At 64.0% G+C, this 22,493-nt stretch carries 15 protein-coding genes; 11 read left to right on the top strand and 4 right to left on the bottom strand.

Annotation, left to right across the window (positions count from 1 at the left end):
* The first annotated feature begins 31 nt into the window (after positions 1-31).
* The 5 genes from H8F01_RS11465 (at position 32) to H8F01_RS11485 (ending at position 8,017) form a co-directional block, all read left to right on the top strand.
* Entirely contained in the window at positions 32-1,162 is a 1,131-nt protein-coding gene (locus H8F01_RS11465) for an aldose epimerase family protein (protein ID WP_238480954.1), read from the top strand.
* A 124-nt stretch (positions 1,163-1,286) separates the two neighbouring features.
* Complete coding sequence (locus tag H8F01_RS11470; protein WP_187055262.1) at positions 1,287-2,471, top strand: cellulase family glycosylhydrolase; 1,185 nt, start codon at positions 1,287-1,289, stop codon at positions 2,469-2,471.
* 110 nt (positions 2,472-2,581) lie between these two features.
* A complete protein-coding gene (locus tag H8F01_RS11475; RefSeq protein ID WP_187055263.1) occupies positions 2,582-5,359 on the top strand; it encodes a TonB-dependent receptor in 2,778 nt (925 codons plus the stop codon).
* A 100-nt stretch (positions 5,360-5,459) separates the two neighbouring features.
* On the top strand, positions 5,460-7,040 hold the full coding sequence (locus H8F01_RS11480; protein WP_187055264.1) for an exo-alpha-sialidase: 1,581 nt from the start codon (positions 5,460-5,462) through the stop codon (positions 7,038-7,040).
* An 11-nt stretch (positions 7,041-7,051) separates the two neighbouring features.
* A complete protein-coding gene (locus H8F01_RS11485) occupies positions 7,052-8,017 on the top strand; it encodes a glycoside hydrolase family 43 protein (RefSeq protein ID WP_187055265.1) in 966 nt (321 codons plus the stop codon).
* Between the two features lie 129 nt (positions 8,018-8,146).
* Here the strand turns inward: H8F01_RS11485 and H8F01_RS11490 are convergent, their stop codons facing one another.
* Entirely contained in the window at positions 8,147-8,437 is a 291-nt protein-coding gene (locus tag H8F01_RS11490) for a hypothetical protein (protein ID WP_187055266.1), read from the bottom strand.
* A gap of 538 nt (positions 8,438-8,975) precedes the next feature.
* Here H8F01_RS11490 and H8F01_RS11495 point away from each other — a divergent pair.
* Positions 8,976-9,428, top strand: a complete 453-nt coding sequence (locus tag H8F01_RS11495) for a nuclear transport factor 2 family protein (RefSeq protein WP_187055267.1) — start codon at positions 8,976-8,978, stop codon at positions 9,426-9,428.
* A 128-nt stretch (positions 9,429-9,556) separates the two neighbouring features.
* A complete protein-coding gene (locus H8F01_RS11500) occupies positions 9,557-11,206 on the top strand; it encodes a M20/M25/M40 family metallo-hydrolase (RefSeq protein ID WP_187055268.1) in 1,650 nt (549 codons plus the stop codon).
* Positions 11,207-11,392: 186 nt separating this feature from the next.
* Here H8F01_RS11500 and H8F01_RS11505 read toward each other — a convergent pair whose 3' ends face one another.
* Both H8F01_RS11505 and H8F01_RS11510 read right to left on the bottom strand, forming a co-directional pair.
* Positions 11,393-12,040 (bottom strand): hypothetical protein, encoded by a 648-nt coding sequence (locus tag H8F01_RS11505; RefSeq protein ID WP_187055269.1) that lies wholly within the window; start codon positions 12,038-12,040, stop codon positions 11,393-11,395.
* Positions 12,041-12,188: 148 nt separating this feature from the next.
* A complete protein-coding gene (locus H8F01_RS11510) occupies positions 12,189-13,307 on the bottom strand; it encodes a hypothetical protein (RefSeq protein WP_187055270.1) in 1,119 nt (372 codons plus the stop codon).
* Between the two features lie 317 nt (positions 13,308-13,624).
* On the opposite strand from H8F01_RS11510, the gene H8F01_RS11515 reads away from it, so the two are divergent.
* Positions 13,625-14,806 (top strand): alpha/beta fold hydrolase, encoded by a 1,182-nt coding sequence (locus H8F01_RS11515; RefSeq protein WP_238480955.1) that lies wholly within the window; start codon positions 13,625-13,627, stop codon positions 14,804-14,806.
* Positions 14,807-14,908: 102 nt separating this feature from the next.
* Here H8F01_RS11515 and H8F01_RS11520 read toward each other — a convergent pair whose 3' ends face one another.
* The gene (locus H8F01_RS11520) at positions 14,909-15,502 is read right to left on the bottom strand and encodes a DUF4124 domain-containing protein (protein WP_187055271.1); all 594 of its coding nucleotides are present in this window, start codon (positions 15,500-15,502) and stop codon (positions 14,909-14,911) included.
* A gap of 263 nt (positions 15,503-15,765) precedes the next feature.
* On the opposite strand from H8F01_RS11520, the gene H8F01_RS11525 reads away from it, so the two are divergent.
* The 3 genes from H8F01_RS11525 to H8F01_RS11535 all read left to right on the top strand — a co-directional run bounded on the left by H8F01_RS11525 (position 15,766) and on the right by H8F01_RS11535 (position 22,358).
* Positions 15,766-16,779 carry a LacI family DNA-binding transcriptional regulator gene (locus H8F01_RS11525; RefSeq protein WP_187055272.1) on the top strand — a complete coding sequence of 338 codons (1,014 nt, stop codon included), beginning with the start codon at positions 15,766-15,768 and terminating at the stop codon, positions 16,777-16,779.
* A 244-nt stretch (positions 16,780-17,023) separates the two neighbouring features.
* Positions 17,024-19,558 carry a glycoside hydrolase family 3 protein gene (locus H8F01_RS11530; protein ID WP_187055273.1) on the top strand — a complete coding sequence of 845 codons (2,535 nt, stop codon included), beginning with the start codon at positions 17,024-17,026 and terminating at the stop codon, positions 19,556-19,558.
* 367 nt (positions 19,559-19,925) lie between these two features.
* Positions 19,926-22,358 carry a TonB-dependent receptor gene (locus H8F01_RS11535; protein ID WP_187055274.1) on the top strand — a complete coding sequence of 811 codons (2,433 nt, stop codon included), beginning with the start codon at positions 19,926-19,928 and terminating at the stop codon, positions 22,356-22,358.
* Positions 22,359-22,493: the final 135 nt, after the last annotated feature.

Raw genomic sequence — 22,493 nt, forward strand, 5'->3', positions numbered from 1 at the left:
GGACAAAAGCGATATGCGGCGCGCAGTTTTCATGACTTCGGTGGTTGGATTGGCAGCGTTGGCGATGTCCGCGCACGCGGCGGATGCCAGGCGCGAAACGTTCGGCACCATGCCTGATGGCACGAAGGTGGATGCCGTCGTGCTGAGCAACGCGCACGGCATGCAGGCGCGCATCCTTGCCTTGGGAGCCAGCGTGCAGTCGGTCACCACGCCCGATCGCAACGGCAAGGGCGCGAACATCGCGCTGGGTTACGCCACGCTGGATGGCTACCTGAGCAAGCCGCAGTACTTCGGTGCAACGGTGGGTCGTTATGCCAACCGCATCGCGAAGGGCCGCTTCAGTCTGGACGGCCACACTTACAACGTGCCGGTGAACGATGGCGCCAATTCCCTGCATGGCGGCACGCGCGGCTTCGACAAGGTGCTGTGGACCATCGGCGAGGTGAAGCACGACGGCGACAAGGCCAGCGTCACGCTGAGCCATGTCAGCCCCGACGGTGACATGGGCTACCCCGGCAAGCTGACGGTGAGTGTGGTCTACGCGCTGGACGAAAAGAACCAGCTGTCCATCGACTACCGCGCCACTACCGACAAGCCGACCATCGTCAACCTCAGCAACCACGCCTACTGGAATCTCTCCGGCGAGGGCTCGGGCAGCGTGATGGATGATCTGCTGACCATTGCGGGTGATGCCTACCTGCCGGTGGATGCCGGCTCCATTCCCACCGGCGAGGTCCGCAAGGTCGCCGGCACGCCGTTCGATTTTCGCCAGGCCAAGCCCATCGGCCGCGATATCCGCACCAACGACCCGCAGCTGCTCAACGGCCGTGGCTATGACCACAACTGGGTCATCAGCAAGGACGAAGCACCCGCGCTGCGCATGGTGGCGCGCGTGGAAGATCCCGCCTCCGGTCGCGTGCTGACGCTCAAGTCGGCCAAGCCGGGCCTGCAGTTCTACTCCGGCAACTTCCTCGACGGCACCACCGTCGGTACCGGCGGGCACGTGTATCGCCAGGGCGATGCCTTCGTGCTTGAGCCGCAGCTTTACCCGGACACGCCCAACCAGGCGTCCTTCGGTTCGGCACGGCTGGAGCCGGGCCATGAGTACCGCAATCTGATCGTCTACGAGTTCACCACCGAGTCGGCGCGCGGAGCGCACTGACCCACGAAATATCCGTCACCAAGGGCGCCTGGAAGGGCGCCCCCAGGGTCGCTTTGCCCGAAGAAAAGCGACTCTCCAACAAAGCGTCGTCCACCACGTCGGCGGCGCCAGAGAGGGAAACCCGATGAAGTACGCAATGTTGGCAGTGGCCATGGGCCTGGCGGCAACGTTTGCTGCGCCGTCCCATGCGCGGGATGCCGCGGAACGCTGGACCCCTGCCGAAGCCAAGGCCTGGTACGCCAGGCAGCAGTGGCCGCTGGGCAGCAACTACCTGCCCGCCGATGCGATCAACCAGCTCGAGATGTGGCAGGCCGACACCTTCGATCCGGCCCGCATCGACCTGGAGCTGGGCTGGGCGCAGCAGGCCGGCATGAACACCATGCGCGTGTTCCTGCATGACCTGCTGTGGCAGCAGGATGCCGCCGGCCTGAAGAAGCGCATGGATACGTTCCTGGCGATTGCCGACAAGCACGGCATCAAGCCGATCTTCGTGCTGTTCGATTCGTGCTGGGACCCGCAGCCCAAGCTGGGCCCGCAGCGCCCGCCGATTCCGGGCGTGCACAACTCTGGCTGGGTGCAGAGCCCCGGCGTGGCGATGACGGATGAAAGCCAGTACCCGCGCTTCGAGCAGTACGTGAAAGACATCGTCGGCAGCTTCGGCAAGGACAAGCGCATTCTTGCCTGGGACGTGTGGAACGAGCCCGACAATCCGGGCGGTGGCAACTACGACCCGGTGGAACCGAAGAACAAGACCGAGGTCGTCGCCAAGCTGCTGCCGCAGGTGTTCGCCTGGGCGCGCAGCACGGCGCCCACGCAGCCGCTGACCAGTGGCGTCTGGCACAACGACGACTGGTCCGAGATCGCCAAGCTCAATGCGGTCGAGCGCACCCAGATCGAACAGTCCGACGTGATCAGCTTCCACGACTACGGCTGGCCAGAAACCTTCGCGGGCCGCGTGAAGCAGCTGCAGAAATACGGTCGCCCGCTGATCTGCACGGAGTACATGGCGCGCGGCAACGGGTCGACCATCGATGGCGTGCTGCCGATCGCCAAGAAGGCCGACGTCGGCATGGTGAACTGGGGCTTCGTGCTGGGCAAGTCGCAGACCAACATGCCGTGGGATTCCTGGCAGCGTCCCTACACGCTGGCGCAGCCGACGCTGTGGTTCCACGACTTGTTCTACGGCGACGGCAAGCCCTATCGCCAGCGCGAGATCGACATTCTGCGCACGCTCTCGCACGCGCCGCGCGGCGTGGTGCCGGCCGAGGCGCTGAGTTTTCCCATGCAGGCGACCGGCTCGAGTCGCTGAGACAAAAAACATCCTGAAACTTCAAACGCCGCAGTGGAGAGCTGTGGCGACCTGGATAACGAAGCCGCAATCAAAAACTGCGGACACCGACCTCTGAGGGGAGGCTTACCATGACTCGCACACAGATCCACAAGACACTGCTCGCGGCTGCCATTGCCGCATCGTTCGGCGTTGCCCACGCGGCAGACACGCCGCCGGCACCGGCCGACGCGCAGCAGTCCACCACCAACACGGCCCAGCCCGCTGCTGCGCCGGCAAAGGACGGCAGCAACTCCGACGCCAAGCAGAAGGACGCGGTGAACCTGTCCGGCGTGGTGGTGACGCCGCTGCGCGAAAGCCTGCAGAGCGCGCAGTCGCTCAAGCAGGACTCGCGCATGATCACCGACTCGATCGTGGCCGAGGACATCGGCAAGCTGCCGGACAACAGCGTGGCCGATGCACTGCAGCGCATCACCGGCGTGCAGGTGGCGCAGGGCTTCCAGGGCGAAACCAGCTCGGTCGTCATCCGTGGCCTGCCCAACGTGATCACCACGCTCAACGGTCGCGAGATCTTCAGCGGCGTGGGTCGTGCGTTTGCGTTCCAGAACCTCCCGGCCACCGCCGTGAAGACGGTGCAGGTCTACAAGACCAGCGAGGCAAGCCTGCCCGATGGCGGCATTGCCGGCATGGTCGACATGCAGCTGTTCCGTCCGTTCGACTTCGATGGCTCCAAGGTCGCTGCCACCTTCACCGAGACCAACAGCAAGTACGCGGCACACACCGATCCGAACGGCAGCGTGCTGCTGAGCGATCGCTGGAAGACCGACGTCGGCGAATTCGGCGCGCTGCTCAACGTGGGCTATGACAAGCAGCACTACGCCTACAACGCCGTGTGGAACGACTTCCCGAAGGTGCTGACCAACAGTGACGGCACGCCGGTTCGCACCTCCGGCGGCAACCTGATCTCTGCACCCAACGGCTTCGGTGCCGACTACAACATTGGCGACCGCACGCGCCAGGAAATGAACTACGCGTTGCAGTGGAAGCCCAACGACAGCACCGAGGTCTACGTCGAAGGCCTGTACGATTGGGATTCGGACAACTACAACCAGCCGTTCTTCTTCAGCTTCCCAGTCGGTTCGGTCAACCCGTCGAGCATTACGGTGGGCAACAACTGCTATGCCAACCAGCTCACCGGTTCGGCGTATTACGGCCAGACCATCTGCGACGCCACCAGCGGCAGCTGGACCGGCAACACCTATGCGGCCACCAGCACGCAGGCGCACCAGCAGTGGGGCCACGACATCCAGAACTCGATCGGCGCGAAGTGGCATGGCGATCGCCTGAACCTGTCCACCGACCTGTCGTTCAACTCGTCCTCGTTCCACGACCAGACCTTCATCGTCGACACCTTCCTCAAGGCGCCGATCACCACCAACTGGTACGGCGCGCAGAACTGGCAGCTGGGCGGCAACCCGGCCGGCAATGCCTCCAACTACTACCTCAACGGCCTGTTCCAGACCTGGAACAACCAGCGCGGCGAGCAGACGGCATGGCGTGGCGACGGCAACTACGACCTCAACGGCAGCTTCTTCCAGTACATCGATTTCGGCCTGCGCTACTCCGATCACTCCGCGCAGTACAACGGCTCGGTTGAAGTGTCCACGCCGCCGCCGGGTGGCACGGGCGACATCTCGCTGAACCCGAACCCGGCCAACCAGGTGATTGCGCGCTTCCCGACCGGCTACTTCTGCAGCCAGCCGTCGACCAAGGCCATTCCGACGACGTGGCTGAGCGGTTGCTTCAACTACCTGACCAACAATGCCGACGCCATCCGCAGCCTGTACGGCCTGCCGACCGGCCTTGCCGCGGAAAACCCGGGTCGCTACTACCACATCGACGAGAAGTCCTACACGGGTTACTTCCAGTTCGGTTACGGCAACGAGCTGTTCGGCATGCCGTTCGACGGCCTGATGGGCATGCGCATCGAGCGCACCAAGCGCAACCTCGACGCGTTCTCCTATGACGCGTCGACCAACGTGTACTCGCCGCTCAGCGCCAACACCAGCTCGCCGGTGTACCTGCCGAACCTGAGCTTCAACTGGCACCTCAAGGACAACCTGCAGTTCCGCTTCGTGGCGGCGAAGACGCTGACCTATCCGGACTTCGGCCAGCTCAACCCGTCTCTGTCGCTCAACCCGGGCACGATCAACCGCGCCGGCATCGCCTCCAGCGGCAACCCGGACCTCAAGCCCATCCGTTCGAACAACTACGACGCGTCGCTGGAGTACTACTTCGCTCCGGCCAGCTACGTGAGCGGCGGCGTGTTCTACCGTGACATCAATGGCTACATCCAGAACTACGTGACGGACGTGACCATCGGCGGTCAGCCGTACCAGCTGAACTCGCCGCAGAGCGCGGGCTCGGGTCACCTCGACGGTGCGGAAGTTGCCTATCAGCAGTTCTTCGACTTCCTGCCGGCGCCGCTCAATGGCCTGGGTGTGCAGATCAACTACACGTACATCGAAGGCTCCACGCGTTCGCCGCAGTACATCGGCGGCCCGGTGGTCACCTCGCCGCTGCAGAACGTGTCCAAGAACAACGGCAACGCCGTGCTGATGTATGAAAAGTTCGGTTGGTCCGCACGACTGGCTTACAACTACCGCAGCCGCTTCATCGACGGCTTCACCCAGCCGACGGTGTCCGGCGTGAACGACGAGATCAAGCCGGCCAACCAGGTGGACTTCTCGCTCGGCTACGACATCAACCAGTACTTCACCGTGGTGCTCAACGCGACCAACATCTTTGGCGCGAACCTGCACCAGTACTGGGGTGACGGCGACAGCCGTCCGCGCGACATCCGCTACCAGGACCGCACCGTGGGCCTGGGCGTGCGCTTCAAGATGTAAGGCTCTCCCACTTGGCGGGAACGGGGGTGACTACCGTTCCCGCCATTTTTTTTGGGAATCGACTTCCGCGCCCTGCATGGCGTGAACCGGAAACCTGCACATGACCCGTTCCACCTTCGGCACTTCTCTTCTCGCGCTGTGCATCGCCGCGGCCACGGCCACTCCACTGGCGGCCCAGGACGCGGCCGAGGCGGCGGTGGGAACACGACTGGCGGATGGTTCGGGTTATGTCACGGTGGTTCGCGTCGAGCATGGCGATGCGCAGGACAAGGGCCGCCTGCTGATGGCTTTCGAGCAGGACGGCATGGCCGGTATTCCCCTGTGGGAAAGCCGCGACAATGGTGAGCACTGGCGCTTCCTCATGAACGTCACCGACCAGGTGCACGGGCAGGACAAGCGTTGGCAGTTGCGCTGGCAGCCGCACCTGATGGAGTTGCAGCGCGCCAGTGGCAACCTTCCCGCCGGCACGCTGGTGCTTTCGGCCAACGCCACGGGCAATGATCCGAAGGGGCGCGTGGTAGAGGAAGACCTGCAGGTCTACACCTCCACCGATGCGGGCAAGACCTGGCGCTACCGAAGCTCCATCATCAAGGGCGGCGGGCACCCGGAAGACAAGGACAACAAGGGCGTGTGGGAATCCAACATCCACGTGCTCGACGACGGCCGCATGGTGGCTTACTACTCCACCGAGCAGCACAAGGCCGAGGGATATAACCAGGCGCTGGGGCACAAGGTGTCCGACGATGGTGGCGCACACTGGGGCAAGGAAGTGCTGGACGTGGCCATCCCCGGCGGCGTGCAGCGACCGGGCATGGCCATCGTCACGCGGCTCGGTGATGGCCGCTACGCCATGACGTACGAGAACATCGACGGCCCGAAGAACGGCCAGGTGTTCATCAAGTTCAGCCGTGACGGCCTGGACTGGGGTCAGCCGGAGCGACACGGCGAACCGGTGATGACGCTGTCGGGCTTCTGGCCTGCCGCCTGCCCGGTGGTGAGCTGGTTCCCGCTGGGTGGTCCCGAAGGCGTGATCGTGGTTTCCGCCGAACGTGGTGGTGGCGGCGCCGAGGAAGGCGGGCGCGATCTTTACTGGAACAACGCTTCGGGCCGTGGCCCGTGGTGGGAAGTGCGTGCTCCGGTGCAGAAGCGCACCGGCAACATCCACGCGGGCTGGACGCAGGCGCTGCTGCTGCGCGACGACGGCAGCTTCCTGCATGTCACCACGTCCTCGTCCGCGGACAAGCCGGCGAGCGTGGCGCACAACGAAGTGCTCTACAACGCAGCGAAACTCGACTTCAGCCGCTACGAGGCCGAAGACGCGCAGTTCACCGGCGCTGTTGCCGTGCCCGATGCCAAGGCATCCAATGCGCGTAAAGCGCGACTCGGCCAGGGGCCGGATGCGCGCCTGCGTTTCGTGGTGAGCCACACGGGCGGCGAACATGTGTTGCGTGTCCGCTTCGCGGATCTCGGGCTCGTCGCGCAGCCGTGGCTGGTCGTCAACGGCGCGCGCCTGCCTGCCGTGGCCGCCACGCCCACCGGTGATGGTTGGTCGATGATCACGACGAAAGCGTCGCTGCTACCCGGCTTCAACACCATTGACGTGGATGGCGGCGCGCACGTTGTCGACGTGGATTACCTGCAGGTCGACGGCGATGCCGCGACAACTGGCAAGCCGCAATGAAAGGACCGTGCATGAAATCGTTGGCCACTGCCGTTGCCGGCATGCTGCTCGCCTCGGCCCTGCATGCGCAGGCGCCCGTCGCCCTGCATCCGCTGCTTCCGAGCGGGCCAGACCCGTGGGTGACGCAACGCGATGGCGTCTATTACTACACCAGCACCGATGGCGATCACATCGCGTTGCGCAAGACCACGGACATGACGCGCCTGGCCGATGCAACTCCCGTGGTGGTGTGGCGTCCGCCGGCAGAAGGCCCCAACTCCCATTCCATCTGGGCGCCCGAGCTGCACTTCCTCGATGGCAAGTGGTACCTGTACTACTCCGCCTCGGACAAGGCGCACGATGACGATGCGCATCGCCACGTGTGGGTATTGGAGAACGCCTCGCCCGATCCCACGCAGGGCCGGTGGATCGACAAGGGCATGCTGAAGACTCACCTCACCGGCATCGACGGCACCGTGTTCGACCACAAGGGCAAGCGCTACTTCGTGTATTCGGCCTACGTGGGTGATCACAGTGACCTGATCATCGCCCCGATGAGCAACCCGTGGACGCTGGGCGAGCCGCAGGTGGACATTGCGCAGCCCACGTACGCGTGGGAGATGCAGGGCGGTCGCAATATCCTCGAGGCGCCGGAATTCCTGCAGGGCCCTGATGGCCGCGCGATGCTCACTTACTCGGCCAGTGCCTGCTGGTCGGATGGCTATTCGCTGGGACTGCTGAGCGCGGCACCGGATGCCAACCTGCTCGATCCTGCCTCATGGCGCAAATCACCGACGCAGGTGCTGGCCAGCTCGCCCGCGCATCAGTTCTACGCGCCGGGGCACAACGGCTTCTTCAAGTCGGCCGATGGCAAGGACTGGATCATCTTCCATGCCAATGGCGGCCCGGACTGGAAGTGCACGGCGCGCCGCGCGCCTTACATCATGCCGTTCACCTGGAAGGCCAACGGCGAGCCCGATTTCATGGGCGGCAAGTAAGGCGAGGGGTTCGCGCATTCATCTGCGCGAACGTCTTCCGAAATACGTCAACGAAAACACCGCGCGGTCCGCAGGCAGGCGCGTTCGACGCCCGCGCCCGGACCGCTGGTGAAAAAGGGTCAGCGACGCTTACTTCCCTTCGGGAACGAGATTGGCGAGCTTGCCCTTCTTGTCGAACTGACAGGTGAAGCTTTTCTTGCCGTCCATGCCCGCATCGGCGACGCCCGCGATGGTGTATCCCGAGTCGGCGGCCTGGATCGGCTGCAGCTGGATGTAATCGTTCTTGACGTCGAACTTGCTCGCTGCCGCGTCCAGGCAGCGGGTGGTCAGCTTGCCTGGATCGGGCCGGTCGGAAGCGAGCGTATGCGAACTCAGTACAAGTCCAAAGGTGGCGGCCAGTAGCAAGGCAGAAGTGCGCATGGATCGATCTCCGTACAAGGCAGGGGACAGCGTTGTTACATTTCGAGTGTGCCTTGCATTTCCTTGCGGCAGGATGAATCGCTCGGTGCATTGCTGAGGCTCCCTGTGCTTCCGTCTCAGCGTTCATGCTCCGCACAGGAGGAGCATGGCAACCACGTGAAGGTCATGTCATGGCGTGCGCATGGGTCATCGTGGCGCTACGCATCCGCCGCGATCTCGATGCTCGTTGGCATGGGTGACGCAGTGGGACGAGGCTTCCTTTGCACTCATCGGTAGCGTCATCCAGGGCGACCCGTTTGGACGTCCATGTCATCTGAAGGGTGTCGCAGCTTTGGAACGAGTGGCGCGGGTCTGGCCATCTCCGATGGAACACCTGCGACCCATGCGGTGGCGCATGCCGGACAACGGAGGGTTTTCTGAAACGGGGCAGCTCGATGTGGATATGACCACTAGGCGCCGATTTTCGGCCTTAGCGGTCATTGCGCCACCGAACCACTGAACTACCTTGGCGCGATTACAGTGGCGATGGAGAGAAGTCATGCGACTTACGCGTTTGAGTTGGATCGTTTTCGCGATGTCGATCGCCATGCAGGCTCACGCGGGCCATGAGGTGGGTGACTACCGGGGCTTGCCCGACGACCTTGCCGCGGCTGCCACGGCCTATGACCTTGCGCAATTCCATTCCGACCGCGGCGAACTCGAAAGGCTGCTGGCCGACGATTACACGCTGGCGGGATCCAACGGCAAGAATCAGACCAAGGCCGAATTCATCGACGATTCGACGGCGCCAGGAAGCAAGACCACCTACGTCGCCATCACCCAGCAGGTGCGCAAGGTGTGGCCGGATGGCGCCGTGCTCGGTGGCATGTTCGATGCCAGGGGCATGGATCGCGGCAAGGCGTACACCTTGAAGGGCCGGTTTGTCGACGTATGGGCCAAGCGCGACGGTCGCTGGCAGGTGATCTTCACGCAGGCGCACCGGGTTCCGTAAATGCGCCGGGGCCGTGCCGTATCACGGCCGGCGGCCAGGCCGCGCGACGTTTGATCTGTCCTTCGCTGCGTGGCACCCTCACACTCCAACCCCCGGACGGCAAGCCGTCCGCGCCCCACGGAGTGTCCATGCCTCGCACCTTGCTCGCCTTCGCGCTCGCCGCGACGTTCACCACCGCCGCGCTGGCGGCCGTCCCCGCCAATGAGCAGCCGGGGCTCGCGCAGATCCGGGAGCGTGACCTGCACGCGGACATTGCCTTCCTCGCATCGGATGCGCTGCAGGGTCGCCTTTCCCTGCAGCCGGGTGATGATGCATCCGTGCAGTGGATCGCTTCGGAATTCGACAAGGCCGGCCTGAAGCCCGTCGCCACCGATGCGCAGGGCCAGCCCAGCTTCCTGCAGGCGGTGCCGCTGGTGGAGTACCGCCCCGACGCGAAGGCCACGCTGCTGACCCTCAAGCGCAAGGGCAAGGACACCGCGTGGAAAGATCCGGATGTATCCGGCGCGTTTCCCACCGACCAGGATGTGTCGGCACCGGTGGTGTTCGCCGGTTACGGCATTACGGCGCCGGAACTGGGTTACGACGATTACGCCGGCATCGACGTAAAGGGCAAGGTGGTGGTGGTGTTCGACCACGAACCACAGGAGAAGGACCCCAAGTCCATCTTCAATGGCACCGGCAATACGCGTTACGCCACCGGTTACGTCAAGGTGCTCAACGCGCAGGAGCACGGTGCAGTGGCCGTGCTGCTGGCACCGGAGCCCTCGCACAACCATCCGTCGGCGCAGGAGGTGCGTTCGCGCATCGGCCACCACGCCGAGCACGCGGCCAACCCGATTCCCGCGCAGGCGCTGGCCGATAGCCCGCTGCACATTCCCAGCATGATCATCTCCGCCGAGGTGGCCAATACCCTCCTGCAAGCCAGCGGCAGCACGCCGGCGGCGCTGCAGTCGGGTATCGATGCGGACCTCAAGCCGCGTTCGCTGGCGCTGCCGGATACGGCCATCAGCCTGCACCTGAAGAACAGCTCGCGCCGCGAGGCCACCACCTGGAACGCGGTGGGCCTGCTGGAAGGCAGTGATCCCAAGCTGGCGCCGGAAACCATCATCATCAGCGCCCACCACGACCATGACGGCATGGCGGGCGACAAGATCTGGCACGGTGCGGACGACAACGCTTCCGGCACGGTGGGCGTGGTCACGCTGGCGCGCGCATTCGCGGCCAACCCGACCAAGCCGAAGCGCTCCATCCTGTTCGCCGTGTTCGCGGCGGAAGAGCGTGGTCTGCTCGGTGCGTATTACCTTGCTGCGCATCCGCTGCGCCCGCTGGACACCACGCGCGCCATGATCAACTTCGACATGATCGGACGCGACGAGAAGCCCAGCCCGCAGACCGACGGCCTGATCGACATCCCGGCCGATACCAGCAACCGACTCAACCTGATCGGCGCCGCTTATAGCCCTGACTATCAGCGCACGGTGGCCAAGGCGAACGGCGATGTGGGTCTTACGCTGGATGACCGCTTCGATCACGAGTACGCGCTGAACGTGTTCTTCCGCTCCGACCAGTTCCCGTTCGTGCTGCACAACGTGCCTGCGTTCTGGTGGTTCACCGGCTTCCATCCGGACTACCACCACCCGAGCGATACGGCGGAGAAGATCGACTATCCGAAGATGGCGAAGATCCTGAAGCTGGCTTATCTGAGCACGTGGCAGTTTGCCAACGAGGCGACGCCGCCGAAGTTCGTCTCGCATCCGGGTAGCGGGAAGACGCCGTAAGAGTGTTTTCCTTGCCGCTTGCGTGATGTCTTCCGCCCTTCATTCCCGCGAAAGCGGGAATCCAGTGACTTGGCTCTTTCGCACGACGAAAGTCACTGGATGACCAGCCATTCGGCTGTTGAAAGGCGCCTCCTGCTTTCGCAGGGATGACGAGCTGAAGGCGTAGCGAGCCCTGTCATGCTGCCCTCAAGGCACGAACGACACGCGCTCCTTCGCGCGTTGGATCAGTGCCTTCTCGATGGACGGCCATCGATCATGCGCCGCGCCGCCTTTACCCAATTGCGAGGCGGTAAATCCTGTCGGCGCGAGATCCTCGCCGTAGATCACCATCAATTCCTTGCGCATCTGTGCATCGGGTAGATGGACAAGCCGCACATACATGCCGTTCGTCGGTCGCCGGTATCCCTTCGCCGCCAGCAGTTGTCGCTGGTGTTCGCTATCGGAGCCTTTTTCGGTGGGCTCGTCCGCGTTCTGCACCCACGTGTCCAGGTAGAACTCCAGACCATTGATGCGGATGCGGCGTGAGCCCGAGTAATCGTGATGCAGTTCGGGGCGCGAGGGGATATAGGCCTCGAACTGCACCCAGTAAAGGCGTTGGATGTGCCTGTTCGCATCGGCGTCCACGAACAGGTGCATCTCGCAATCATCAAAGCCAAGCAGCAGCCAGCGATCCGCGCCCACGTACTGCGCGCTGGCGGGAAGATCCACGCGGATCTTCGGATCATGCGTGGAAATGACGGAGCTGCCGCTTACCGTCCGCTCTGGTGCCGCTGCCTGTGCGGGTAGCGTCAGGCATGCGATCACCAGCGACATCAGTGTCATGGCTTTCCACATGATGCACCTCGTCAATCCAGATGAAGAAGCGAGGCGGGGCCATGCGTCGGCGTCACCTCGTCATGAACGTGATCACGAGGATGCCACCGTGCTCCGGGTGTCGTCACATGCCATGCGGCACGGCCGGGCCGGAGTGTTGCCGGGCAGCTCAACTCTTGGATGCGACCGCCTGCTTGGCGATCTGCTGGCAACCATTGCTGAAGTTGCGTAGTTCGTTGCGCACTGGATCCATCTCCATCCAGAAGCCGTAGCGCACGTTGCCGCCACGATCGGCCAGCCATGCCGCCATGAGGTAGGCCGTCGGCAGCTGGTTCAGCTGCGTCAGCGGAATGGTCTGGGTGAACACGACCGATGACCCGACGGTCGAAATGTTTGCGTGATTGTCTTCGGCGGCGGGTTTGTCGTTGATCTCGAAGTACGAGTGCGTGGCGCGCGCCACCATCTGCCGTGCGCGATCCGCGCCGATGGCGTAGTTCGCGGTGATGGAGAGGCCGTCGGCGCGGCACTGCAGGACCAGGCGGTGTTCGCCATCGCGAGCCAGCTGAGTCAGGGTGAGCGAGGTGCCGCCGTTCGCCGGGCCATATACCGCGGTAGGCGTCAGCCGCCCGTTGTTGGACATGCCGTCCTGGCGCATCTGCTCGGAGTTCAACCACGTGACCTCGCCCTTGGGCAGGTTGCCGAATACTTTCGGGTCCACGCCCATTTCCTTGAGATAGGCGGTCGCATCGGTGGCTGATGCATTGCCGGCCACGGCCTGCGCACCAAAGCGGTCGCTGCCGGTGGGCGCCCAGCGGAACAGGCCGCCGGCATAGGCATAGGCGCAGGCATCCACGCATTGGGATGTCTTGGGCACGATGGGCTGGCGCGCGGTGCGGCGCGGCGAGCCGAGGTGAGTGGTCATCTTGCCGGCGCGGAACAGTCGGCCCAGCGCCATGCCCGCAGCCATGTCGCCGCCGGGTGAGTTGAGGTAGATGTCGCTGTTCTGGGGAATCTTGTTCGACTGCACCAGGGCCTGCACGCGCTGCGCGGCCCCGGCGTCGATGGTTCCGTACAGATACACCTGCGGCACCTTGGCCACGGACAGCGTCATGCGGTCATCGTTGACCTGCACGGCAAGCTGGCTGGGGTTCGTGCCTTGCGATGCACTGTCGCTCGTATCGTGCGCGTGCACAGGGGAGGCGGCCATGGCGGTGAGCAACATGCCTGCAAAACCCAGTGAGCGGCGCAGCTGATATCCGAAACGATGCGGTAGATGAACGACTTGCACGCGACTGACCTTGCGACGGAGGCCCGTCAGTTTGCGGCAAAGTGAATGTCTCAGGGGTGAAGACGATGTAAGGCGTGGACCGGACGCGAGGTGAGCGCAGCGGACCCCGCCGGACGTCCGCCGTTTTGTCCGCGGACGCACGGCCTTCCGCCGACCCTGTGCGCAAGTGCCTGATGTGGCGCGATTACGTCGCGTATGGTTGGCTGGCACGCCGCTTGCTCTCATGCAACCAACGGCGATGCGCAGTCGCGCAGGTCGCCGACGTCGTACCCGAAGGAGCAGAGGGGCTCCTCGGAACACCAGCCAGGAGAGCTGTCTTGAATATCTTGCGTGCTTCCATGTTTGCCACGTTGGCCCTTGCGATCGGCATCAGTGCCGGACGCGCCCATGCCGACGAGTCCACCAAGCCTTCACCGTCCGCCAGCGCGCCGGACCCGTCGATGATCTCGCGCGACGAAGTGCGCCGCATCCTCGACAGCAACCGCATGATCGATACCACGCAGGGCATCAACGAGAAGATCAAGCTGCATATCAACGGCATCGATCAGTGGATCTCCATCCGCGGCAAGGATCGTCGCAACCCCATCCTGCTGTTCCTGCACGGTGGACCGGCCTCGCCGACCATGCCCGAGGCTTACACTTTCCAGTCGCCATGGGAGGACTACTTCACCGTGGTGCAATGGGATCAGCGCGGTAGCGGCAAGACCTATGGCGCGAACACCGAAGCCGCCATGGCACCGGGCATGTCGGTGGAAGGCATGACCGACGACGCGGCGCAGGTGGCCCAGTACCTGCGCGAGCATTACCACAAGCAGAAAATCTTCCTGCTGGGTCATTCCTGGGGCACCATCCTCGGCGTGAACCTGGCGCAGAAGCATCCTGACTGGTTCTACGCATACATCTCGGTGGGCCAGGTGGTGAACGGCCGCAGCAATGAAGCCGTGGGCTACAACTACGCACTGGGCCGCGCCCGTGCAGAAGGCAACACCAAGGCCATCGCCGAACTCGAGAGCATCGGGCCGTACCCCGGCACCGCCAAGCTCACGCCCGAACGCGTCGGCGTGCGCAGCAAGTGGGAGATGTATTACGGCGGCCTTGCGTGGGGCCGCAAGGACTTCCAGTTCGACGTGGATGCGGAAGAACTGTCGCCCGACTACACCCGCGACGACCTGCATGCCATCGACAAGGGTAGCCTTTTCTCTTTGAACCACTTGCTGGATGCCCTGCTGGATACCGATTTCGACCACACCACGCACTTCGGCTGCCCGGTGCTGGTCTACATCGGTGCCCACGACTACACCACGCCGCACGAAAACGCGGAGAAGTGGTTCGGCAACCTGCAGGCCCCGTCCAAGCGCCTGGTGGTGTTCGCCGATTCCGCGCACATGGTGATGCAGGAACAGCCGGGTCGCTTCCTCGTGCATCTGGTGAACGATGCGCTGCCACTGGCCCAGAAGGTAGGTGATGCGGCGCCGGCGGAAGTGACCCGGGATCACTGAGGTCAGCTTGCCCGGCGGGCCCCTGTGGTCCGCCGGGTGAACCGGTCGCGGCAACGGAACGAGAGCGTGGGGTGTGCCGTGACTGCTGCGGTGCGAACTCGATCAGAGGGTGGGACAGGCGGACCGGGTGATGATCTGCGGCAGGCCCCCGCCGCTGTACAGCAGGATGACGGGCTGGCCACCGGCGTCCTTGCCCGTGTAGATGCCGTACAGGCTGTACGCTGAAATAGGTTGTGCCACCGGCGTGGTGCTGGTGACGTAGCGGTTGCCGATGCGACTGGTATACGCCACGGTTCTCGTCGGTGCGCTATAGCGGCTCAGGCCTCCGGTGATCTTGATATGGAGACCGCTGCCAACCGCCGCCAGTTCTTCCGGTGTGGCCTGCTTGAGCACGCTGCCCGAGCCCAGCGGATTGCGTTCATCCAGCAACTGGTAAGTACCCGCACCGTTGGCGCGGACCTCGTAGTAGTGCGCGTACTGTCGGTCAACGGCGGCAAAGCAGCCGACGAAATGGTCCGACGCGTGATCTTCGATGTGCGTGGCCTGCACATTGCTGCCCTCGCACGGGGATTCCTGGTAGGCGACGGAACCGCCTTTGACACACTTGTAGATATCGGCGTGTGCATGGCCCGGAACCAGCAGCGCAAGCAGCAGCAAGCCGGCGGCCAGCCAGCTGGCCCATCCGTTTTCAGGCAACGAAATGTCCCCTTCTCCCCTGTTGTCAGAACGGTGCGTGGCGGTACGAAGCTACCGTCAGGCCTTCCCTGTTGACGTCCCACTTCGCCGGCGAGCATAGCCCGGATCCGGGCCCGTCAGCAGACTCCGGCGATAGCCCGTTCGGCGGGCTGGCCGGGTAGCCGCAGGGGCGGCATGCAAGGCGCTGCATGGAGGTTCTTGTAAACCCCCTCCGGCAAAAGGCATATTGACTCGGCAGCAGCAGCTGGACGTCGGGAGTCACCATGCGGGTCCGCCTCGAAGATGTAGCACGTGCGACGGGCGTCTCGCCAAAGACGGTGTCCCGCGTTCTGAACGAAGAATCCTCAGTGAAGGAATCCACCCGGCAGAAAGTGCTGGCGGCGATGGAATCCATGAACTATCGACCCAGCCCCGCGGCGCGCGGGCTGGCCGGTAGCCGCTCGTTCCTCGTGGCGATGCTTTACGACAACAACGACAATCCGGCGTCGACCTATCTGGCCGAAGTGCAGGATGGCGTGCTCGACGCCTGCGACGCGCACCGCTACAGCATGATGGCGTGTCCGCTGCGCATGCGCGGCAAGGACTTCATCCGTCGCGTCGATGCGCTGGTCTACGACCATGACATTGATGGCGTGATCATGACGCCGCCGCTCACCGATTACGCGCCCCTGCTGGATCGCCTGAAAGAACACGGCGTGCCGCATTCGAGCATTTCACCGCTGCAGCATGCGGGCGCCATTGGCGTGTGCATGGACGAACAGCAGGCGGCGAAGGCGCTGGTGACCCAGCTCGTGGAGCTGGGGCATCGCCGCATCGCGCATATCGTGGGCATTGCCAATCACGGTGCAAGCCGCTGGCGCATGGCTGGCTACAAGGATGCGCTGGTGGCCGCCGGTCTGCCGGTGGATCCGCAGTACGTGGTGCAAGGCGAGTTCACCTTCGGCTCCGGCGTGCTTGCCGCGCGTGAGCTGTTTGCGCTGCCGGAACTGCCCACCGCCATCTTCGCCGCCAATGACGACATGGCCGCCGGCGTGATGTGGGCGGCGAACGAGCGTGGCCTGAAGGTGCCGCGCGATCTTTCCGTCTGCGGTTTCGACGACACCCCGCTCGCCACGCAGTTGTGGCCACCGCTGACCACGGTGCGACAGCCCAGTCGCGAGATGGGCAAGCTCGCCGCGCTGCAGTTGATGGAACTGTTGCGCGGGCGTGGCCCTGGCCTGCTGGTGCAGGTGCCGTACGCTTTGCAACTGCGCGAGTCGACCTCGGGCGTTCCCTGAGGGAGTCCTTTGGCTCCGTTTGGGTGGGTGCGGGTCGTGAGGCCGGCAGGGCCCCGGGTGGCCCCCTGGCCGTCATGATCAGGGTCTGATGGGCCATCAACATCATGATTTGATTGAAGATTAAGGTTGGCTTTGCCCTCGAGGGCAGCCGGAGCCGGTCTGTTGCGTCGCAAATTGACAGCGCTGTCATTTCTGTCAGTCTCCAGTCCGACCGGCTCCGAGGGGGAGCCGGGCCCCCTGCCTGATGGAGAGAGCCGTGCTGGCTTCCGTTCGTCGTTTGCGTCGTGTCCCGACCGTCCTCGCGGTTGCCCTGGCCTGTGCCTGCGCGGGAAGCGCATGGGCAGTCGATGATGGATCGGCCGTGCATCCCGACACGTGGCCGCGCGCCACCTGGCCGTTGCCGAAAGACGCCGCGCTGGAACAGCGTGTCGCCACGCTGATGGCGAAGATGACGCTGGAGGAAAAAGTTGGCCAGCTGATCCAGGCCGATATCCTCAGCGTGACGCCGGAGGAAGTGCGCACGTACCACCTCGGCGCGATTCTCGCCGGCGGCAACTCCAAGCCGCGCCACACCGTCACCGCGACGGCCGACGAATGGAAGGCTGCATCCGAGACGTTCTATCGCGCGGCGATGGCGCCGAACGACAAGCACGAGCCGATTCCGTTGCTGTTCGGCATCGATGCCGTGCATGGCCACAACAACGTGGTGGGCGCCACGCTGTTCCCGCAGAACTCCGCTCTGGGCAATGCGCACGATCCGGAACTGATCCGTCAGATCGGCGAGGCGACCGCCGCGGAAGTGCGCGCCACCGGCATCAACTGGACCTTCGCGCCGACGCTGGCCGTGCCACAGGACGAACGCTGGGGCCGTGCGTACGAGGGCTATTCGCAGGACCCGAAACTGGTCGCGCAGTACGCCACCGCGATGGTGGAAGGCCTGCAGGGCAAGGTCGGCACGCCGCAGTTCCTCGATGGCTCGCACGTACTCGCCTCGGCCAAGCACTTCCTGGCCGATGGCGGCACCAAGAACGGCAAGGACCAGGGTGACGCGCAGATCAGCGAGGCCACGCTGCGCGACATCCATGCGGCGGGCTACCCGCCGGCCATCGATGCCGGCGTGCAGGTGATCATGGCGTCGTTCTCGAGCTGGAACGGCCGCAAGATGTCCGCCGACAAAGCCCTGATCACCGATGTGCTCAAGCAGCACATGGATTTCCAGGGACTGGTGGTCGGTGACTGGAATGCGCACGGCCAGGTGCCTGGCTGCACCAACGACGATTGTCCTGCTTCCTACAACGCCGGCCTGGACATGCTGATGGCGCCGGACAGCTGGCGCGGCCTGTACGAACACACGCTGGCTGAAGTGAAGGCGGGCACGATCCCGATGGCGCGCCTGGATGATGCGGTGGCACGCATTCTGCGCGTGAAGTTCCGCGCGGGCCTGTTCGAGCAGGGCGCACCGTCCACGCAGCCGATCGTGCAGAAGGCGGACGAGGTGGTGGGCAGTGCGGCGCATCGCGCCGTCGCGCGCCGCGCCGTGCGCGAATCGATAGTGTTGCTCAAGAACAACGGCGGCCTGCTGCCGCTCGATCCGCGCAAGCACATCCTCATCGCGGGCGAGAGTGCAGACAATATCCCGCGCCAGAACGGCGGCTGGACGCTCAACTGGCAGGGCACAGGCCTGAAGAACGAGAACTTCCCCGGTGCGCAGTCCATCGGCGCCGGCATCGCCGAACAGGTCAAGGCGGCCGGTGGTTCGGCGCAGATCGATGTGGACGGCCATTTCACCAGCAAGCCCGACGTGGCCGTGGTGGTGTTTGGCGAAGATCCATACGCGGAGTTCCAGGGCGATCTTCCGAACCTGATGTTCAAGCCTGGCGATGACCACGATCTTGAACTGCTGCGCCAGTTGCGCGGGCAGGGCATTCCCGTGGTGGCGGTGTTCCTCAGCGGGCGTCCGTTGTGGGTGAACCGCGAGATCAACGCCGCCGATGCATTCGTCGCCGGCTGGCTGCCGGGCAGCGAAGGCGGCGGCCTGGCCGACGTGCTGCTGCGCAAGCGCGACGGCAGCATCGCCCATGACTTCCACGGCAAGCTGGCCTATAGCTGGCCGGCAACGGCCGTGGTGGGGCAGGGCAAGCCGCAGTTTGCGCTGGGCTACGGCCTGACCTACGCCGATCACTCCACCTTGCCCAGACTGCCTGAGGTATCCGGCATCACCGGCGAGCAGATTCCCGTGGGCAACTATCTCGATCGCGGCAAGGGCGTGCACGGTTATACGTTCACGCTGATGGATGCGAAGGGTGCCTCCGTCACCGGTGACGTGGCGCCGACGAGCACGCCGGACGGCAGCCTGCACATGAGTGCGCTCGACTACAAGGCGCAGGAAGACGCGCGCCGTTTCTCCTGGCAGTCGGATTCGGGCGAGCTGTCGATACGCGCGCGTGCTCCGCTGGATCTGGATCGCGAAACCAATGGCGACGTGTTGCTGGTGACCACGCTGCGCGTGGATGCCTTGCCCTCGCAGAACGTGTGGATCGGCATGGGTTGCGGCAAGGGTTGCCAGGGACGCGTGCAGCTGGGCAAAACCTTGTCCAAACTTCCGGTGGGCCAGTGGACACGCGTGGGTGTGCCATTGAAGTGTCTTCGTGCAGCCGGTGCGGACATGCACCACATCGACCAGCCCTTTGCATGGGGTGCGGGCAAGGGCACCGAGATCGCCATTTCCCGCGTGTCGCTCGGCACCGACATCGATCAAGTGGCTGAATGCGTCAAGTGATGGATGGGCATTTCGGGAGTGGCATATGCGGTTTTACTCGCCATCTCCCTGCGCTTAAAAAGTAGTCCGACGTAGGGTGTGCGTAAGCGATTACCTGCAATGGACGCTTGGATGTCTATTTGCTATTGCACAAAACTGGCGGGTGTTACATGTGTAACCATCCATAAAAGCAAGTCGTAGCAAGGGCTTCGAAGGTATTTGCACCTTGTTGCCGCGCGTCAAGCTTCTGCCGGGCAACCGGTCTATGATCGCCATGACAGCGCTGTCATACAACTGAATGACAGCGCTGTCATTGGGGGAAGTCATCAAGCCAGTCGCCGTCGAGGGCGGTGACGAACAACAATCCGATGAATTGAGGGGAAGTCACATGAAGTTGCGCTATTCGGCGTTGTACATCGCCATGTCCCTGGTGCTCGCCCCAGGCGTGGTGCTGGCAGCGGATCAGGATGCAGCGCCGCAGAGCGCGTCCTCGCAGAACTCCGCGCCGCCGGCCGACAAGAAGGTGAAGCAGCTCGACACGATTTCGGTGAGCGCGACCAAGCGCGAGACGCCGCTCCAGAAAACCCCGGTGGCGGTGAGCGCCATCACGCCCGATACGCTCGACAAAGAGCGCGTCATGACCGTGCAGGACCTGACCAAGCTCGTGCCGGGCCTGCAGGGCACCAGCCAGGGCGACCACGGCGTGGTCACGCTGACGCTTCGCGGTATCGGCAACGACAGCGCGAAAACCGAATACGCGGATCCGGAAGTGGCCACCTTCGTCGACGGCGTGTACGCGCCGCGTGCGGAAGCGGCGTCGGGCCTGCTGCTCGACATGGATGGCGTGGAAGTGCTGCGCGGTCCGCAGGGCACGCTGTGGGGTCGCAACTCCACGGCCGGTGCCATCAGCTTCCAGACGGCCAAGCCGGACATTGGCGCGGGCTTCTACGGCAATGCGCAGGTGGAAGCGGGCAACTACAACCAGATGGGCGCGCGCGCCGCGTTCAACCTGCCCATCAGCGACACCTTTGCCATGCGCGTGGCAGTCGTGCATGAACAGCACGACGGCTACGTCGATTACCAGAACCCGTCCAGCGAACTGCCCACCGTGGCGCAGCAGCAGCAGGCGTACCTGGCCTCGGGTGGCAACCCGGCGAACTTCAAGTCGATCGACCCCAGCCAGTATGTGCAGGGCGGCCAGAAGTACAACTCGCAGGATCAGTCCGCCGCCCGCGTGAGCGCGCTGTGGCAGCCCAACGATTCGTTCAAGTGGAACCTGTCGTACGAGTACTTCCTCGATCGCGGCACGCCGGACCTCAGCCTGATGCAGACGCCGCGCCAGGGCCAGGATTTCTGGTCCGCGCTGATCGACACCGCGCCGTACCTGGACCGTACGTCCAAGACGCTGCGCAGCCGCATGGACTGGAACATCAACGAGGGCATGCAGCTCTCCTACATCGCCGGCTACAACCGTTACTCGGGCAAGAGCGATTTCGACCAGGACGTCGGCGTGGCCGTGCCCACCAGCTTCACCACGGGCGGCGTGTACCAGGATGACCGCACCAACTACTCCAACTACGAAAGCTGGAGCCAGGAAGTGGACCTGAAGTCCACCGGCCCGCAGACCGTCGACTGGATCGTGGGTGCGTACTACGGCTACGAAGACAACAACATCCGCTTCGACATCCCCATCATGAACGGCACCCGCTACGGTTCCGTCAGCTGGCAGGGTTCCTTCATCCAGCCCAAGGAAACGGTGGAGTCATATGCGTTGTTCGGCCAGGCCACCTGGCACATCAGCGATCACTGGCGCCTGACCGGCGGTGCGCGCTGGTCGCACGATGACAAGGAAAACAAGGGCGGCATCAACTGGGGCTGGAACTATGACCCCACCGTGCCGCAGGTGCCGATCTCCCCGGGCGTGTATCCGGATCCGTCGAACGGTTTCAGCATCTCGCAGGTGAACACGGCCAAGTACAGCAAGGGCAAGCCGACCTGGCTGCTTCGCGTGGATACCGACGTTGGCTCCAACGGCCTGCTTTACGCCAGCGTGTCCACCGGTTACAAGTCCGGCGGTACGCAGGACGCGGGCACGCTCTACAAGCCCGAAACGCTGACCAACTATGAAATCGGCAGCAAGTTCACCTTCCTCGATGGCCACATGACGTGGAACTCGGCCATCTACTACGAAGACTTCAAGAACTTCCAGCTGTCCGCGCCCATCGTCTATCCGGACGGCAACCACGGCCTGGGCTTCTCCAACGTGGGCGGCACCACCGAGGTCTTCGGTATCGAGTCGGAGCTGGCTTATCAGCAGAAGGACGATCGCGCGAGCCTGATTTTCTCGGCCATTCCGAAGAAGAAGCTCGGTACGCTGGTCTACGCCGGTTCCAACGACTACCAGGGCCTGCCCGCCTGTCCGCCGGCGTCGAATCTGGCCAACTGCATGAACGTTACCGGCAACGACCTGCCGCACGCGCCGAACGTCTCGCTCACTGCGATCTACGAGCATGACTTCCATCTCGGCAACGGCGGCAAGCTGACCCCGCGCGTCAGCGCCCAGTACCAGAGCACGCAGTGGCTGAGCTACTTCAACCTGGGCTCGGGCGACCAGCAGAAGGCGTATACGCGCGGCGACCTGTCGTTGCGTTACACCGAGCCGGGCGACAAGTGGTGGGTCAACGCGTACGTGCAGAACATCTCCGACGACAAGATCCGCACCAGTGCGGGGCGCTTCCTGATGTCGGATGGTTCGCTGCAGTACGTGTCGCAGTACCTCGCTCCGCGCACTTACGGCGTGCAGCTGGGCGTCTGGTTCTGACGAGATGAAAGGCGGCCCCCATGATGCACGCGCCGCCCATGCTTTGCCGTTCTACAGGCGACGCTACGGAAGGCGTCGCCGCCTCTCCCCTTGAATGGCGTTTTTGCCGGGTCCGCGTGGGGTGGCCCGGCATTT

The sequence above is a fragment of the Dyella telluris genome (assembly GCF_014297575.1).
GTDB classification, from domain to species: Bacteria; Pseudomonadota; Gammaproteobacteria; order Xanthomonadales; family Rhodanobacteraceae; genus Dyella; species Dyella telluris.